14 protein-coding genes and 1 riboswitch are annotated in these 15,459 nt (G+C 44.7%); of the genes, 1 reads left to right on the forward strand and 13 read right to left on the reverse strand.

Annotated features, from left to right (window positions below; translation table 11 throughout):
- Positions 1 to 4: 4 nt before the first annotated feature.
- The 13 genes from lysS to G4407_RS04610 all read right to left on the reverse strand — a co-directional run bounded on the left by lysS (position 5) and on the right by G4407_RS04610 (position 13,982).
- Positions 5 to 1,936: a lysine--tRNA ligase gene (lysS, locus tag G4407_RS04550; protein WP_173687926.1), complete on the reverse strand. Its 1,932-nt coding sequence runs from the start codon at positions 1,934 to 1,936 to the stop codon at positions 5 to 7.
- Between the two features lie 33 nt (positions 1,937 to 1,969).
- The gene (greA, locus tag G4407_RS04555; protein WP_173687927.1) at positions 1,970 to 2,452 is read right to left on the reverse strand and encodes a transcription elongation factor GreA; all 483 of its coding nucleotides are present in this window, start codon (positions 2,450 to 2,452) and stop codon (positions 1,970 to 1,972) included.
- A 186-nt stretch (positions 2,453 to 2,638) separates the two neighbouring features.
- Complete coding sequence (gene dusB, locus G4407_RS04560; protein WP_173687928.1) at positions 2,639 to 3,607, reverse strand: tRNA dihydrouridine synthase DusB; 969 nt, start codon at positions 3,605 to 3,607, stop codon at positions 2,639 to 2,641.
- Positions 3,604 to 3,942 (reverse strand): DUF6145 family protein, encoded by a 339-nt coding sequence (locus tag G4407_RS04565; protein ID WP_173687929.1) that lies wholly within the window; start codon positions 3,940 to 3,942, stop codon positions 3,604 to 3,606. The genes dusB and G4407_RS04565 overlap by 4 nt, the downstream gene beginning before the upstream one ends.
- An 11-nt stretch (positions 3,943 to 3,953) precedes the next feature.
- Entirely contained in the window at positions 3,954 to 4,934 is a 981-nt protein-coding gene (locus tag G4407_RS04570; RefSeq protein ID WP_173687930.1) for a biotin--[acetyl-CoA-carboxylase] ligase, read from the reverse strand.
- 5 nt (positions 4,935 to 4,939) lie between these two features.
- Positions 4,940 to 6,988 carry an ornithine carbamoyltransferase gene (argF, locus tag G4407_RS17005; protein ID WP_173687931.1) on the reverse strand — a complete coding sequence of 683 codons (2,049 nt, stop codon included), beginning with the start codon at positions 6,986 to 6,988 and terminating at the stop codon, positions 4,940 to 4,942.
- A gap of 39 nt (positions 6,989 to 7,027) precedes the next feature.
- Entirely contained in the window at positions 7,028 to 7,819 is a 792-nt protein-coding gene (locus tag G4407_RS04580) for a TrmH family RNA methyltransferase (RefSeq protein WP_173687932.1), read from the reverse strand.
- A 100-nt stretch (positions 7,820 to 7,919) separates the two neighbouring features.
- Positions 7,920 to 8,609 carry a response regulator transcription factor gene (locus G4407_RS04585; RefSeq protein WP_173687933.1) on the reverse strand — a complete coding sequence of 230 codons (690 nt, stop codon included), beginning with the start codon at positions 8,607 to 8,609 and terminating at the stop codon, positions 7,920 to 7,922.
- Positions 8,602 to 9,759 (reverse strand): sensor histidine kinase, encoded by a 1,158-nt coding sequence (locus tag G4407_RS04590; protein ID WP_173687934.1) that lies wholly within the window; start codon positions 9,757 to 9,759, stop codon positions 8,602 to 8,604. Before G4407_RS04590 ends, G4407_RS04585 begins: the two co-directional genes overlap by 8 nt.
- Before the next feature lie 170 nt (positions 9,760 to 9,929).
- Positions 9,930 to 11,117 (reverse strand): methionine adenosyltransferase, encoded by a 1,188-nt coding sequence (gene metK, locus G4407_RS04595; RefSeq protein WP_173687935.1) that lies wholly within the window; start codon positions 11,115 to 11,117, stop codon positions 9,930 to 9,932.
- Between the two features lie 139 nt (positions 11,118 to 11,256).
- Positions 11,257 to 11,356: riboswitch (SAM riboswitch) on the reverse strand.
- Positions 11,357 to 11,458: 102 nt separating this feature from the next.
- The gene (locus G4407_RS04600) at positions 11,459 to 12,751 is read right to left on the reverse strand and encodes a UDP-N-acetylglucosamine 1-carboxyvinyltransferase (protein ID WP_008370094.1); all 1,293 of its coding nucleotides are present in this window, start codon (positions 12,749 to 12,751) and stop codon (positions 11,459 to 11,461) included.
- Between the two features lie 268 nt (positions 12,752 to 13,019).
- The gene (locus tag G4407_RS04605) at positions 13,020 to 13,520 is read right to left on the reverse strand and encodes a shikimate kinase (protein WP_173687936.1); all 501 of its coding nucleotides are present in this window, start codon (positions 13,518 to 13,520) and stop codon (positions 13,020 to 13,022) included.
- Positions 13,521 to 13,586: 66 nt separating this feature from the next.
- Complete coding sequence (locus G4407_RS04610) at positions 13,587 to 13,982, reverse strand: hypothetical protein (protein WP_173687937.1); 396 nt, start codon at positions 13,980 to 13,982, stop codon at positions 13,587 to 13,589.
- A 577-nt stretch (positions 13,983 to 14,559) separates the two neighbouring features.
- Between G4407_RS04610 and G4407_RS04615 the strand changes: the two genes are divergently transcribed.
- Positions 14,560 to 15,219, forward strand: a complete 660-nt coding sequence (locus tag G4407_RS04615) for a DUF2185 domain-containing protein (RefSeq protein WP_173687938.1) — start codon at positions 14,560 to 14,562, stop codon at positions 15,217 to 15,219.
- The last annotated feature ends 240 nt before the right edge of the window (positions 15,220 to 15,459 follow it).

A 15,459-nucleotide genomic window follows, 5' to 3' on the forward strand; every position in this document is an offset into this window, starting at 1 on the left:
TCTCTTAGTACAGCTTTGCACCAGCCGGGATTCTGTCATTTACCATCAGAAGGTTCAGTCCTTCGTGACCGTCTTCCTCATGTACTGCTGAGATCAGCATACCTTCGGAATCAATTCCCATCATCTTTCTCGGTGGCAGGTTCACGATAGCGATTGCTGTCTTACCAACCAGTTCTTCCGGCTCGTAATACTCGTGGATACCGCTTAAAATCACGCGATCCTTGCGTTCTCCGTCATCTAATGTAAACTTCAGAAGCTTCTTTGACTTCGGTACTGCTTCACAAGCTAAAATCTTAACTGCACGGAAATCAGATTTTGCAAATGTCTCAAAATCAACCATTTCTTCAAAGATTGGCTCGATCTTTACGTTAGAGAAATCAACCTTCTCTGCAACTTTTTCTGCAGCTGCAGGAGCTGCTTCGGAAGTCTTATTCACCTTCTTGTCAGCGTCCAGGGACTTCATTGTTGGGAACAGCAACACATCTCTGATTGCCTCAGCCCCTGTCAGAAGCATACACATACGGTCGATACCAAATCCGATACCACCTGTAGGCGGCATACCGATTTCCAGTGCGTTCATAAAGTCTTCATCTGTTGTGTTGGCTTCATCATCACCCTGTGCAAGCAGTTCTTCCTGTGCTTTGAAACGTTCTCTCTGATCGATCGGGTCATTCAGCTCTGAGTAAGCATTTGCCATTTCCCAGCCGTTCATGAAGAACTCGAAACGTTCTACATAGTCCGGATTTTCCGGTTTCTTCTTTGTAAGTGGTGAGATCTCAACCGGATGATCCATAACAAATGTCGGCTGAAGAAGGTGCTCTTCTACATATTCTTCGAAGAACAGATTCAGAATATCACCCTTTTTATGTCTTTCTTCAAATTCAAGATTGTGTGCTTTCGCAAGCTCTCTTGCCTGTTCCAGTGTCTCTACTTCATTCCAGTCAACACCTGCATATTTCTTAACTGCATCAACCATTGTGATACGCTCGAACGGCTTTCCGAGATCCATCTCGATTCCTTTATATACAATCTGAGTAGTTCCAAGAACTTCCTGTGCAACGAAACGATACAGGTTTTCTGTCAGATCCATCATGCCATGATAGTCTGTGTATGCCTGGTAAAGTTCCATCAGAGTGAATTCTGGGTTATGTCTTGTATCAAGACCTTCGTTACGGAATACTCGTCCGATCTCATATACTCTTTCCAGACCACCAACGATCAGTCTCTTCAGGTAAAGTTCCAGAGAGATACGGAGCTTCAGATCTTCGTTCAGGGCGTTGAAATGTGTCTCGAACGGTCTTGCAGCTGCTCCTCCGGCATTCTGTACAAGCATCGGAGTCTCTACTTCCATAAAGCCTTCATTTCCAAGATATTTACGGATTGCAGTAAGGATCTTGGAACGTTTAATAAAGGTATCCTTTACTTCCGGGTTCATGATCAGATCCACATATCTCTGACGATAACGAGTATCTGTGTTTGTCAGTCCATGGAACTTCTCCGGAAGGATCTGCAGACTCTTTGAGAGGAGCTTTACAGCAGATGCATGAATGGAGATCTCTCCTGTCTTTGTCTTGAATACTTCCCCTTCAAGTCCTACGATATCACCGATATCCATCTTCTTGAATGCTTTGTATTCTTCTTCCCCGATACTGTCTCTTGCTACATAAGACTGGATATTTCCCTGTAAATCCTGCACATTACAGAAAGATGCTTTTCCCATCACACGTTTGGACATCATACGTCCTGCGAGTACAACATGCTTTCCTTCCAGTTCATCAAAGTTGTCTTTGACTTCCTGGCTGTGATGTGTTACGTCATATTTTGTGATCTCAAAAGGATTCTGTCCGTTTGCCTGCAGTTCTGCAAGTTTCTCACGGCGCACCTTTCTTAAATGATTCAAATCCTGTTCCTGTCCATTGTTCTGCTGTGTTGCCACTTTTTTCACTCCTTCTCTCTGCTGTATATCGTCTTATACTGAACGGTTGATTTTCAGTACTTCGTACTCAATAACTCCTGCCTGTGTCTCAACTGATACTACGTCTCCGACTTTCTTACCGATCAGGGCTTTTCCTACCGGAGATTCATTGGAAATCTTACCTTCTAGGCTGTTTGCTTCTGTAGAACCTACCAGCTGGAATACGATTTCCTCTTCAAATTCTTTATCATATACATCTACTGTACATCCGATGTTGATGGTATCAAGATCCACGTCATCTTCTACTACAACTTCTGCATTCTTGAGGATTTTCTCAAGTTCTTCGATACGTGCTTCGATATCACGCTGCTCGTCCTTTGCTGCATCGTACTCAGCGTTCTCTGAAAGGTCTCCCTGTTCTCTGGCTTCTTTGATCTTTCCTGCCACTTCTTTTCTTTTCACAACTTTTAAATTTTCAAGCTCATCTTCCAGTTTCTTAAGTCCTGTATAGGTGAGTAATGTTTTCTTTGCTTCCATTATAATTCTCCTTACTTACTGACAAATCATTTTCTATTCAAGCCGCAGATACTGATTTTATCCGCATTTAAAGCTACTTTCACAATTTCATTATTATACATATTTCCGGCGGCTGTGTCAACAATTCTTTGCTGGTTTAATATATGCAAAAACGCATTCTCTCATGCGAAAGAACACGTTTTATGTCTATCCGATTTTTTCCATTAAAAGGTTCTCCAGTTCTTCATAACTTTCCACCTGATTGATCTCATCTCTGAGCTTCGCAGAACCCTGCATTCCCTTGGTATACCATGCCACATGCTTGCGCATTTCACGGATTCCGATATAATCTCCCTTGAACTCGATCTGCAGTCTTGCATGACGCAGCATTGTTTCCCGGATCTGCTCTGCACTCGGTCTTTCCGGCAAGAAACCGGTCTCTTCATACGCCAGCAGTTCCCGGAAAATCCATGGATTTCCCTGGCAGCCTCTTCCGATCATCACACCATCACAGCCGGTCTGCTCAAACATATCCAGTGCCTTCTGTCCGTTTGTCACATCTCCATTCCCGATTACAGGAATCTTCACTGCTTCTTTCACCTTACGGATAATCTCCCAGTCTGCATTTCCGGAGTAATACTGTTCTCTGGTCCTTCCGTGTACTGCAATCGCCGCTGCACCTGCTTCTTCTGCGATCTTCGCAACCTCCGGTGCATTGATACAGGTATCGTCAAATCCTTTGCGGATCTTTATCGTCACCGGTTTCCTGATCGCTCTCGCTGTCTTATATACAATATCATAGATCCGCTTCGGATCCTTCAGTAGCGCCGAACCTTCTCCATTGCGCACGACCTTTGGAACCGGACAGCCCATATTGATATCCAGGATCTGAAATGGAAGTTCTTCGATCCGCTTTGCCTGCTCGGAAATGATGTCCGGATCTTCCCCGAAAAGCTGAAGTGATACCGGGTATTCTCTTGGATCAATCGCAAGCAGCGCCTTGGTATTCTTATTCTTATACTGGAGTGCCTTTGCACTGATCATTTCCATACACAGCAGTCCTGCTCCCTGTTCCTTGCATAACAGACGAAATGGCAGGTCTGTTACCCCTGCCATCGGTGCCAGCACATAACGGTTCGGAAGCTCTACATTTCCTATCGTCAGTGTCTTTATCATTCGATCTCTTCCCCCAGGAAAAATACTTTGTAGTAAAGCTGAAGCTGTGTCAGAAGCTCCTGCTTTTTCTCGTCCGTCTGGATCTCTTTGATCTTCAGTCGGCTTCCGATCTCGTCAAACATCGGATCGCCTTCTGCTGCTGTGACTTCAAATTCCAGCTCTCCATTCTCTTCAAATACAAGCGTCAGGATTCCTCCCACGTCATGTACATACAGCACACACATGATCTTCAGTTCATCCTTGATGTGCTGCGGCAGATTATCAAAATCCGGATTCATATAAAATTTTTCTTCGTAAGAGTTTGCTCCGCATAATACGATCTTATCCTGATACATAAATACTCCTTCTATACATACCCATAAATTCCACGTACCGAAACTTCTCCGGCAAAAACAGACTTTCTGCTTCCGTCTTCACATTCTACCTGTAATTCCCCGGTCTTGTCAATTCCAAGTGCCAGTGCATCGTATTCGTGTTCCGGTTCCAGCACCCGTACCCGACGTCCACAGTTCACCAGCAGACGGTTATAGTCTTCCATGATCGGCTTCAGACTTCCCGCCTCGCAGACCGCTTCGTAAGCTTTTTCAAAATGCTCCATGATCGCAGCGATCAGCTCAAACCGGCGGAATTCTTTTCCGGCTTCGATCCGCAGCGAAGTCGCCGTCTTTGCGATATCTTCCGGAAAGGACTCCATATTGACATTGATTCCGATTCCGATCACCACATGATTGATGTAATCGATCTCTGCACTCATCTCTGTCAGGATTCCGCTGATCTTCTTTCCATTCACGACCAGGTCATTCGGCCATTTGATCCCGATATCCAGCCCGGTCTTTTCACGCAGGGCTATCGTCGATGCATATGCCATGACAAGCGTCAGCATCGGTGCATCTGATGGATTCATCTTTGGTCGTAACAGAATCGACATGGAAATACTACTGCCTGCCGGTGACTGCCAGCATCTGCCGCGCCTTCCTTTTCCCGCCGTCTGCGTCTCCGCAACAAAAAGAGTTCCATCCGCACCTCCGGCCTCGCCAAGTGCTTTGGCCCGGTTATTGGTCGAATCGATCTCGTCATAATACTCCAGATTTTTCGCCATCCATTTTGTCTCCAGACAACTTTTTATCGCATCTGCGGTAATCCGATCCGGAATATCCACAATGCGATAACCTTTGTTTCTCACGGCTTCGATCTCATAGCCTTCTTCTTTTAACTGATTGATTGCTTTCCACACAGCAGTCCTGGACACCTGGAAGTGGTCACAGAGCTGCTGCCCCGACAGATACCCATCGCTCTGCCGGAGCATCTTTAATATCTCTGCTTTCATGCTTATTATTCGTTCTCTCCTAAAGTTGCAACCATAACTGCCTTGATTGTATGCAGACGGTTCTCAGCTTCATCAAATACTCTTGACTGTGGTCCTTCAAATACTTCCTCGGTAACTTCTTTTTCTTTGATCGCCGGCAGGCAATGTGAGAAGATTGTAGTATCTTTTCCCGTACGTTCCATCAGAGCTGTATTTACCTGATATGGCTTTCCGAGACGCTCTCTTTCCTGTTCTTTCTTTTCTTCACCCATGGAAATCCATACATCTGTGTAAATAACATCTGCTCCCTTTACACCGTCAAGATCTTCTGTGATCTCAATCTTAGCTCCGGATTCTTTTGCATATTCTTCACATCTCTTCCACAGGGATTCCGAAGTCCAGAGCGCTTTTGGTGCAACGATCGCTACATCTACACCAACCTTTGCGCATCCTACCAGAAGGCTGTTGGCAACATTGTTACGTCCGTCTCCAAGGTATGCCACTTTCAGTCCTTTGAGATGACCGAATTCTTCTTTCATGGTAAGGAACATGGCAAGGCACTGTGTCGGATGTGTTGCATCTGTCAGACCATTCCATACCGGAACTCCGCTGTACTCTGCAAGTACATCTGCGTATCTCTGTTCAAATCCACGGAATTCGATTCCATCGAACATTCTTCCAAGCACACGTGCTGTATCTTCGATACTCTCTTTATCACCTAACTGGATCTCGTTACCTGCAAGGTATGTCGGGATTCCACCTTCATCCTGTGCACCTACGGTAAATGCACATCTGGTTCTTGTAGACGGTTTTTCAAAAATAAGGGCAATGTTCTTTCCTTCCAGGCTGTGTCCCTTAATTCCTGCTTTCTTCTTTGCCTTTAACTCACCTGCCAGGTCAACGAGATATTCAATCTCTGCCGGTGTATAATCTTCCAGTTTCAAAAAACTTCTTCCTTTTAAATTCATCTTGTAGTCCTTTCTCAGCTTTGCAATCGCATGGACGAATTTCGGCAGTTTTTCTTTTCCCTCATCTGTAAGAGTCTCGTACTTTCTGCTTGTCTCATTCCACAGTTCATCTGCTGTATAAATATTGTATTTTGGAATTCTCATGAGCTTTGCACTTGCCTCCAGCATTCCATAGAACAGTTCTCTGTCTGCGCAGCCGATCGGCAGCTTTAATTTAAAACGATATTCCGTCTTTTCAAGTTCGCTCAAAAGCTTCATTATTTCTACATAATAACACTCTTCTCGCGTTTCTTCAATATAGTAAATCGATCCAGTGAGCCCGTAGAGTGCCCTTTTTGCATCATAATAACCGATTTTAAGGTTCTGGCGGCTCCGCTTTGATGAAAATTCAAGAATACTGCCAAGTCCGACTCTCGGTTCGATCTCCAGCAGGGAACCATCCTCCGGGATCGTTGTCCTCGGCACTCTTCCCGGTCCGAAGATCCTCACCTGGATCAGATCCTTATAGCCTCTTTTTAAGAGAGACCCGGTCGGCACGTTATTGACCGCCCCGCCATCGATATAGGTCTTCCCATGCAGAGGTTCATTTTTAAAGCCAAGCAGATAAGCACTGGCAAGCAGGAAATCCTCCAGAAGTCCTTCCGGTATATCCTCAATACTCAGATCCAGCTCTTTCATATCTGATACAGAAAATGTCAGAAGACAGAATTCTTTTCCGCATTTCCTGATCTTTTCTTCGTCTACAACCTCATGGATCAATTCCTTAAGCGGTGTAATATCAATTCCACCATCTGCAAGTTTCTTCCAGAGACCTTTCAAAATCTCTCTTATGGATGCCTCTCCATCAAAGAACTGTTCCATCAACTCCTCATCCACATCCATAACACGGGAAAATGCCATCTCTTTCCAGATATGTTCTGCTTTCTCCAGATCTCCCATACAAACAAGGGCGCCATTCAGGGCGCCCACAGAAGTACCCGCTACTGCACTGATCTTCACACCAGCTTCCGAGAGAGCCCGCCACGCACCAATCTGATACGCACCTCTGGCTCCTCCTCCATCGAATACCAATCCATATTCTTTATTTAAATCGATTATTGGTTTCATCAAATCACACTCTCCTTTGCGCTTGATTTCCCCTCATCACTACCGGCGCTGTCTTGCCGCCTCGAACATCAATACCGAAGATGCCACTGCCGCATTCAGCGATTCTACCTCTCCGCACATCGGAATTTTGATATAACACTCTGCTGCATCTGCCACTTCATCCCGAAGTCCGTTACCCTCATTTCCAATTAAAAATGCTGTCCCTCTTGTGTAATCCTCCTGATCGTAGCTGTTCTTTCCTTTCAGATGTGCCGCATAGGAATGAATCCCGGCTTCTGCAAGTACTTCCAGAGTTTCCGGTAAATGCTCTACATACACAAACGGCATCCGGTAAACCGATCCCATCGTTGAACGGATCACCTTGGGATTGTAAATATCCACACAGTCGTAACTCATGATCACGCCGGTTACGCCTGCCGCTTCCCCTGCACGGAGAATGGTTCCCAGGTTTCCCGGATCCTGCAGGTTATCCAGCACCATCAGAAGCGGTTTCCTTCCCTGCGCATCCAGATCCAGCATCTCACGTATCTCACAGCTTCTCTGCTCCATCACAAGCAGGATCCCCTGTGGTGTCTTTGTATCTGACACGTGGGAAAATACATGATCTGACAGGATTTCCATCTGTCTTCCCCATGCCGAAAGTCCCAGTTCTTCTCCATATCGGCTGTAAAACTGCTCCGATACATAAACCTCTCTCACCTGCGCACGCGGAGCTTCCCGGTACATCCGGATCCCCTCTACGATATAGATGCCTTCTTCATCACGCGCCTTTCTCTTTTTCTGCCATGTAACAAGCTGTTTTACCCTGGCATTTCCTGTACTGGTTATCATACTGTAATCTCTTTCCTTTTATTCTTCTACTCGATCATTCTGTCCCAATATCAAAGTGCCCGAACGATTGCAAGTTCAGGCGTTTGACACGGGATCCGTTTTACATCTTAAATCGATATCCCACACCCCATATTGTCTCAATATACTGTGGGTTTGAGGTATCATATTCAATTTTTTCACGGATTTTCTTGATGTGTACAGTTACCGTTGCGATATCTCCGATGGATTCCATATCCCAGATTTCGCTGAAAAGTTCATCCTTGGTGTATACATGGTTCGGATGGCTGGCAAGGAAGGTCAGAAGATCAAACTCTTTTGTTGTAAAATTCTTCTCCACTCCGTTTACCCACACCCGGCGTGCAGTGGTATCAATCTTAAGTCCGCGGATCTCGATCACCTTATTCTCTTCCACGGCACTTCCGATCAGCCGCTCATAACGTGCCAGATGTGCTTTTACCCTTGCCACCAGCTCGCTCGGACTAAACGGCTTGGTCATATAGTCATCAGCCCCAAGTCCAAGTCCTCTGATCTTGTCGATATCATCTTTTTTCGCAGATACCATGATGATCGGTGTATTCTTTTCCGCACGAACTTTACGACAGATCTCAAAGCCATCCACGCCCGGAAGCATCAGATCCAGGATCACCAGATCAAAGTCACCGGAAAGTGCTTTTTCTAGCCCTGTCTGTCCATCATTTGCAACCTCTACTTCAAATCCACTCAGCTCCAGATAATCTTTCTCCAGATCTGCAATACTCTCTTCGTCTTCTACAATTAAAATCTTACTCATTTATCGGTACCTCCTGATATTTTCTGATTACAAAATACATCACTATGCCAACACCTTCCCGGCTGGTCGCCCAGATTTTACCACCATGATCTTCAATGATCTTCTTCACGATTGAAAGACCAATTCCGCTTCCGCCCTTGGATGAATTTCTTGAAGCATCCGTCCGGTAGAACCGGTCAAATATATTCGGCAGATCCTTCGCTGCGATTCCTTTTCCATTATCCTCAAGCTCTACCTGGATAAAATCACCCACGTCTTTTACCCGCAGGTTGATCAGCCCGTGCTCTCGTTCCATGTATTTCAGAGAATTGCTGACAATGTTGTTGATCACTCTCTTTAACTGCTCCGGATCTGCAATGATCTTCTGATCTCCTTCGACATAATTGAAATAACCAAACTCTACATTCTTGGAATCCAGCTCCATCTCAATATCTTCCGCACAGTCATTAAAATAATCATTCACTGAAAGCGGTGCAAAATTATACGGAATCCGGTTCGTATCGATCTTCGCATATAAGGTCAGTTCATTGATCAGCGTATCCATCTCATTCGCCTTATTGTAAATGGTTCCGATATATTTATCCATCTTCTCCGGCGTATCTGCAACCCCGTCACGAATTCCTTCTACATAACCTTTAATCGCTGTGATCGGCGTCTTAAGGTCATGGGAAATATTGCTGATCAGTTCTTTACTTTCCCGGTCACTCTTCAGCTTCTCCTCTGCATTGTCTCTCAGACGAATCCGCATCTTTTCAAATGCCTGCATCAGTTCGCCGAGTTCGTCATCTTTTTCCGGTTTGATTTCAAAATTCAGGTTGCCTTCCTCTACATTCTTGGCGGCTTCCTGCATCTTGTGGATCGGACTGATGATACTTCCGTAAATCCACACCACCATGATCATCGCGGTAAGTGCCAGGATCAGGACTACCGCAACGCATGCACTGATAATAAACTGCTGGATCTCCGGCATATCACCAAGTACTTTCATAGAATTGGCAAAATCCTTGTATTCTTCGCCGGTAATTCCGTAAGTATGCTCAATGACCCCGATCTGATAGCGCGCAATTCCAAAAATAAATGCCGCCGTCAGTATGGTCGGTATCGTGATCATCGTCACAAAGGAAATGACCAGCCTTGTCCTTAGTTTCATGCTATATTCATCCTCCATTCATCGCGGGCGCCATCTGAGGTTCGTCCGTCTGGCGCTCACGTAAATCTCTCTGATAACTAATAGCATATCATAAAAACGGGTGCTTCACATCAAAGCACCCGTAAAATTTTCTAAATTTTTTCTAAAACGATCAAATCCAGAACTTGTTATTAAAGATATTTTTTCAGAGTATCCACTTTGTCCAGCTTCTCCCATGGAAGATCCAGGTCGTTGCGTCCAAAGTGACCGTAAGCTGCTGTCTGTTTGTAGATCGGACGTCTCAGGTCAAGCATCTTGATGATTCCTGCCGGACGAAGGTCGAAGTTCTCACGGATGATCTCTACAAGCTTATCATCTGCGATCTTTCCTGTTCCGAAAGTATCTACCATGACAGAGGTCGGCTGTGCAACACCGATTGCGTAAGAAAGCTGGATCTCACACTTTTTAGCGATTCCTGCTGCTACGATGTTCTTTGCAACGTATCTTGCTGCGTAAGCTGCGGAACGGTCTACCTTTGTGCAGTCCTTTCCAGAGAAAGCTCCACCGCCATGACGGGCCATTCCACCGTAGGTATCTACGATGATCTTACGTCCTGTAAGTCCGCTGTCACCGTGTGGTCCACCGATCACAAAACGTCCGGTCGGATTGATGAAGAATTTTGTATTCTCATCTACCATATCTGCCGGAAGGATTTCATCAAAAATGTATTTTTTCACGTCTTCATGGATCTGTTCCTGTGAAACATCCGGATCATGCTGTGTAGAAAGTACTACTGCATCAAGGCGGGCCGGAGCTCCATTTTCATCATATTCTACAGTTACCTGTGATTTTCCATCCGGACGAAGGTAAGGAAGTGTTCCGTTCTTTCTTACTTCTGTAAGACGCTTTGCAAGCTTATGTGCAAGTGAAATCGGATAAGGCATATATTCTTCTGTCTCATCAGAAGCATATCCAAACATCATTCCCTGGTCTCCTGCACCGATTGCTTCCAGTTCTTCATCTGACATCTTGTGTTCCTTTGCTTCAAGTGCTTTATCAACACCCATGGCAATATCGCTTGACTGTTCGTCAATTGCTGTCAGAACGCCACATGTGTCAGCATCAAATCCGTACTTTCCTCTTGTATAACCAATTTCGCGAACAGTATCACGAACGATTTTCTGAATATCTACATATGCATTTGTAGTAATTTCTCCCATTACCATAACAATTCCTGTAGTCGCGCATGTCTCGCATGCCACACGGCTCATTGGGTCCTGCTCCATAAGTGCATCCAGAATCGCATCGGAAATCTGGTCGCACATCTTATCCGGATGTCCTTCAGTTACTGATTCAGAAGTAAATAATAATCTCTCCATCTTTTTTCCTTTCTTTTCTTCTTTGTATCTGCCTCTCTTATCTCTGGAATAATGAAAATCGACAAACAGAATTTCTCTTCTGTCTATGCAAATTTAAAGGTCAGCCCCAAAGGACTGACCTGATATCTCATCATCAATCCTCTTATTGTTCGATTGCTCGCTCAGGTTGGCACCTTCCGGCTTACCGGGGTTGCCGTGGCTTCGCAGGTCCTTTGTACCTCCACCACTCTGAATAAGAGAAAGCGTATTTAATTGTTACCGCTACACATCATAACACTGTCCATACCTTCCGTCAATATACATTTTGGGAAATATGTTCTATCAAAACAGGAATTCCTGTCTTAACCTACTTTTAACTTGAATTTCTGGATCTCACGTTCTGTAGAAACTCTCTCGATCACTGCACCGAGACTTCTGAGCTTCTCTTCAAAACGTTCGTATCCTCTCTGGATATATACGATGTCATCTACGATCGTAATGCCATCTGCGGCCATTCCTGCAATCACAAGTGCTGCTCCTGCACGAAGGTCCGGTGCACTGACTCTTGCTCCCGAGAATTTATCTACGCCTTCGATAGTCGCTGCATTGCCTTCAACCTTGACATTTGCACCCATTCTTGCAAGTTCTGAAAGATATTTGAAACGATTCTCGAAAATACTTTCTGTAATCGTGCTTGTCCCTTTACAAAGAGCAAGTGTAACACCGATCTGCGGCTGCATATCTGTCGGAAATCCCGGATATGGAAGGGTCTTCACCTGTGTATTGTGAAGGTCTCCCTTGGATACAACACGTACTGCATCGTCAAATTCTTCTACTTCACAGCCAATCTCAACAAGCTTTGCGATCGTAGCTTCCAGATGCTTCGGGATAACGTTCATAACGGTTACATCCCCTCTGGTTGCTGCTGCTGCGAACATAAATGTTCCGGCTTCGATCTGATCCGGAATAATGGAATAATCTGTCTTATGCAGACGGGATACACCGCGGATCTTGATCACATCTGTACCTGCACCACGGATATTTGCTCCCATGCTGTTCAGGAAGTTTGCCACATCAACAACGTGTGGTTCTTTTGCCACGTTCTCAAGGATCGTAAGTCCCTCTGCCATAGAAGCTGCCATCATTACATTGATCGTAGCCCCTACACTTACTACATCAAAATAAATGTGCTTTCCGATCAGACGCTCTGCCTCTGCGATAATCTTGCCATGCTCGATATCCACATAAGCACCAAGCGCACGAAAACCTTTCAGATGCTGGTCGATCGGACGGCTTCCGATATTGCATCCTCCCGGAAGAGCAACTTCTGCTCTCTTATACTTGCCAAGAAGTGCTCCGAGCAGATAATAAGATGCACGGATCTTCTTGATGTAATCATATTCTATATCAAAATTCTCAATATTGCTTCCGTTGATTCTGACTGTGTGCCGGTCAATACGGTCAACCTCGGCACCAATTCCGCTGATTGCTTCCAGCAGAACGTTGATATCGTTGACATCCGGAAGGTTATCGATAGTAACTGTCTCATCTGTCATAATCGCAGCTGCCAGAATTGCCAGTGCTGCATTCTTTGCTCCACCGATCTCGACTTCGCCGACCAGCGGATTGCCACCCTTAATAATATACTGTTCCATTTCGCACCTCAATTAACGATTTCTTTCCCTCTGAAATATATCCTGTTCTATGCTTCTGTCAAACACTCTATTTATACTCTTTATTATTTCATGAATAAAAAACCTCATACTTTCTATTCTTTCCAGATCTCTCAGGATTTGTATGAAGCTTTTCGTAATAATTCTCTATATCATTTATCAGTATAGCATAATTCTATATGCATTGCAAAATTATTTATCTTGCTTTCTTCATTTTCGTAAAACTTTTGTAATATTTTCTTTAAAAAATTTATTGATTTTCCAGAATTTCCATTACATTTTCAATGGTTTCTTCCAGCTCCAATCCATCTTCCGAAACAGTAATATCTGCATATTTTTCAAATAATACTACTCTTTCGTCATATAAATCTTTCAGTGTCTGTCCGTCCCGAAGTGCAACTCCCCTTTTCTTTGCATTCTTCAGTCTGGAATTGATGACTTCAAATGACGCGTGCAGATAGACAATGGTTCCAATCTCTTTGTAGTGCTTCATCGCTTCCTCACAGTAAACAACACTTCCTCCCGGGGAAATCACCGCATGTTCTGCTTCTACATCCCGATTGACCTGATTCTCAATACTTAAGAATCCGTCCAGACCTTCTTCTGCGATAATCTCCCGCAAAAGTCTGTTCTCCTTTTTCTGAATCAGCAGATCCGTATCAATAAATTCGTATCCAAGCCGCTTCGCGACTACAACTCCGACGGTACTTTTTCCGACTGCCGGCATTCCGATAAATATAATATTCTTCATATGTATCCTGGTTCTCTCCTTACCGAAACTCTGTTTCAGATGCTGTCATTTTTATATCGGACGATATTATAGCACAAGTCCTGTGCATGAAGCAACTGTTTTTTCTTTTTGCCTTCTGTCTTTTCCTCTTCTTTCCATCAGTTCCTGGTACATCAGGATTTCTACTATTTCCCGGATTTGCTCCGGGGTATAGGTTTCTTTTTCCCATGTTTCCTGTTTCATAACCTGGTCATATGCTCTGCGGCACATCAGACGGAGCTGGAGTTTATCCGGGTACTCATCGTAGATCATACTTCCTTCGTATTCCTGACGGTCACATTCTTCCTGGATATATGTGTAAATCTTTTTGGCTGTTGCTGGATACATGCTTCGGAGGTATTCCCCGTCGCGCTGCTGGATTTTGTCTTCATCGAATGCGTATGGGATGGGATACATCATATAATAAGGCAATCTCAGGTCCATGTCTGGCACTTCCACTTCTTTTTTCTATGCTTTAGTGTATGCGGTATGGGGGAGTGGGGTTCCTGGGGTTGGGTGTGGAAGGGGGGACGATTTTCGGGCAATCCTGTTTCCGGGGCGGATTCGGAATGTAACAGGGAGATAACGGGGAAGGAAGCGGCAAGTGGCGGCTCAGGCTGTCCTCACCAGTCGTGCGGGAGGCACGGCTGGTGTCCACCTCTTGCCGCTTTCTTCCCCTAACTCCCTGTAACGTTCCTGCATATGCCCCGGAAACAGGATTGCCCGAAAATCTGCGCGCTTCAAGACGGGAGGAGCGCCCCGGAACTCTACTCGCGAAGTTGAGTGTTGTTCAGAACGGGCGCCAGGCGGACATTCGTCCTGTGGCTTGGGATATTGTGTGGGGATTTATTTTACTGGATTTTGGTTGTAAAAAGAACATATTTTATATTGAAATAATTGGGTTTATGGTATACTGAATTATAGGTGTATATTTTTCAGACTTTGCATGTGAACTGGCGGTCTGATATTTACAAAAAAGTCAATCAACATGGAATTATTATAAATAGTGAGGTGCCAAGTTATGAATAATGAAATTGCGAATGCTATGAAGGAACTTGAAAACTGGTTGGCTGATCCGGCTGAGCTGGGGCGGAAACCGGCGAAGATTGAGTATACGGCTTCTTTTGAGGATGAGGATGGGATCAAATGTATGATCTTTAAATTCAAGAAATCTTTCTTTGGGAAATGGCTTCTTGGGATCGTCAGTGAATCTGGAACCTTCAGTGAGATGAAGGAATTCAATTCTGCCACAGAAACAGAAGATGCAAAAGCGTTACTTCATATATTAAAAGAATACTGGAAAAAAATGGCAGAAAAAGAACAGGGATTTATCGAAATCCCGATTGAAAATCTGATCGAATGGGACGAGCCGAATGGGGAAGGTTGTATCGTTTCCGATAAGATAACAAAAGAAGGCTACAAAGTCGGCTACATGCTCCGCGAAGAGCCAACAGAAGGAAATCCGGACAGTGGCTGGAGATTCATGGCTGGCAATGAAGATGACGAATATATGGACAATCCGGATAATCATCATGTCTTTGCACTCAACACCATCTGCAATTACGACAGCGATATTATCCCTTATCTTCATGCCAAAATCGGATCTGCTTTCATACGTGTAGATGAATCTCATTTTGAAAAATATCATGAGTTCAAACCGATGTTCATTCAAAAACAGTAAATTTTTCCAGGGGAGTGTAAAATGACTTTTCAAATAATTGCAATCAGCTCCCTGCTTGCATCTTACGGATGCTATCTCGGTAAAATGTTGCTACAAAAAAAGCAGGGAATCCAGACCGACCAGCAGGCACCAACGGTGCCTGATCGCTGCGCCCCACCACAACGTTCTGTCTGGCAATGGGACGGCGTGTGGAAGGGTTGGCTTTCTGGTGCATTCGAATCGGCTTTGACTGGATGTTGG

Source organism: Allocoprococcus comes, from assembly GCF_013300725.1.
GTDB lineage: Bacteria > Bacillota > Clostridia > Lachnospirales > Lachnospiraceae > Allocoprococcus > Allocoprococcus comes_A.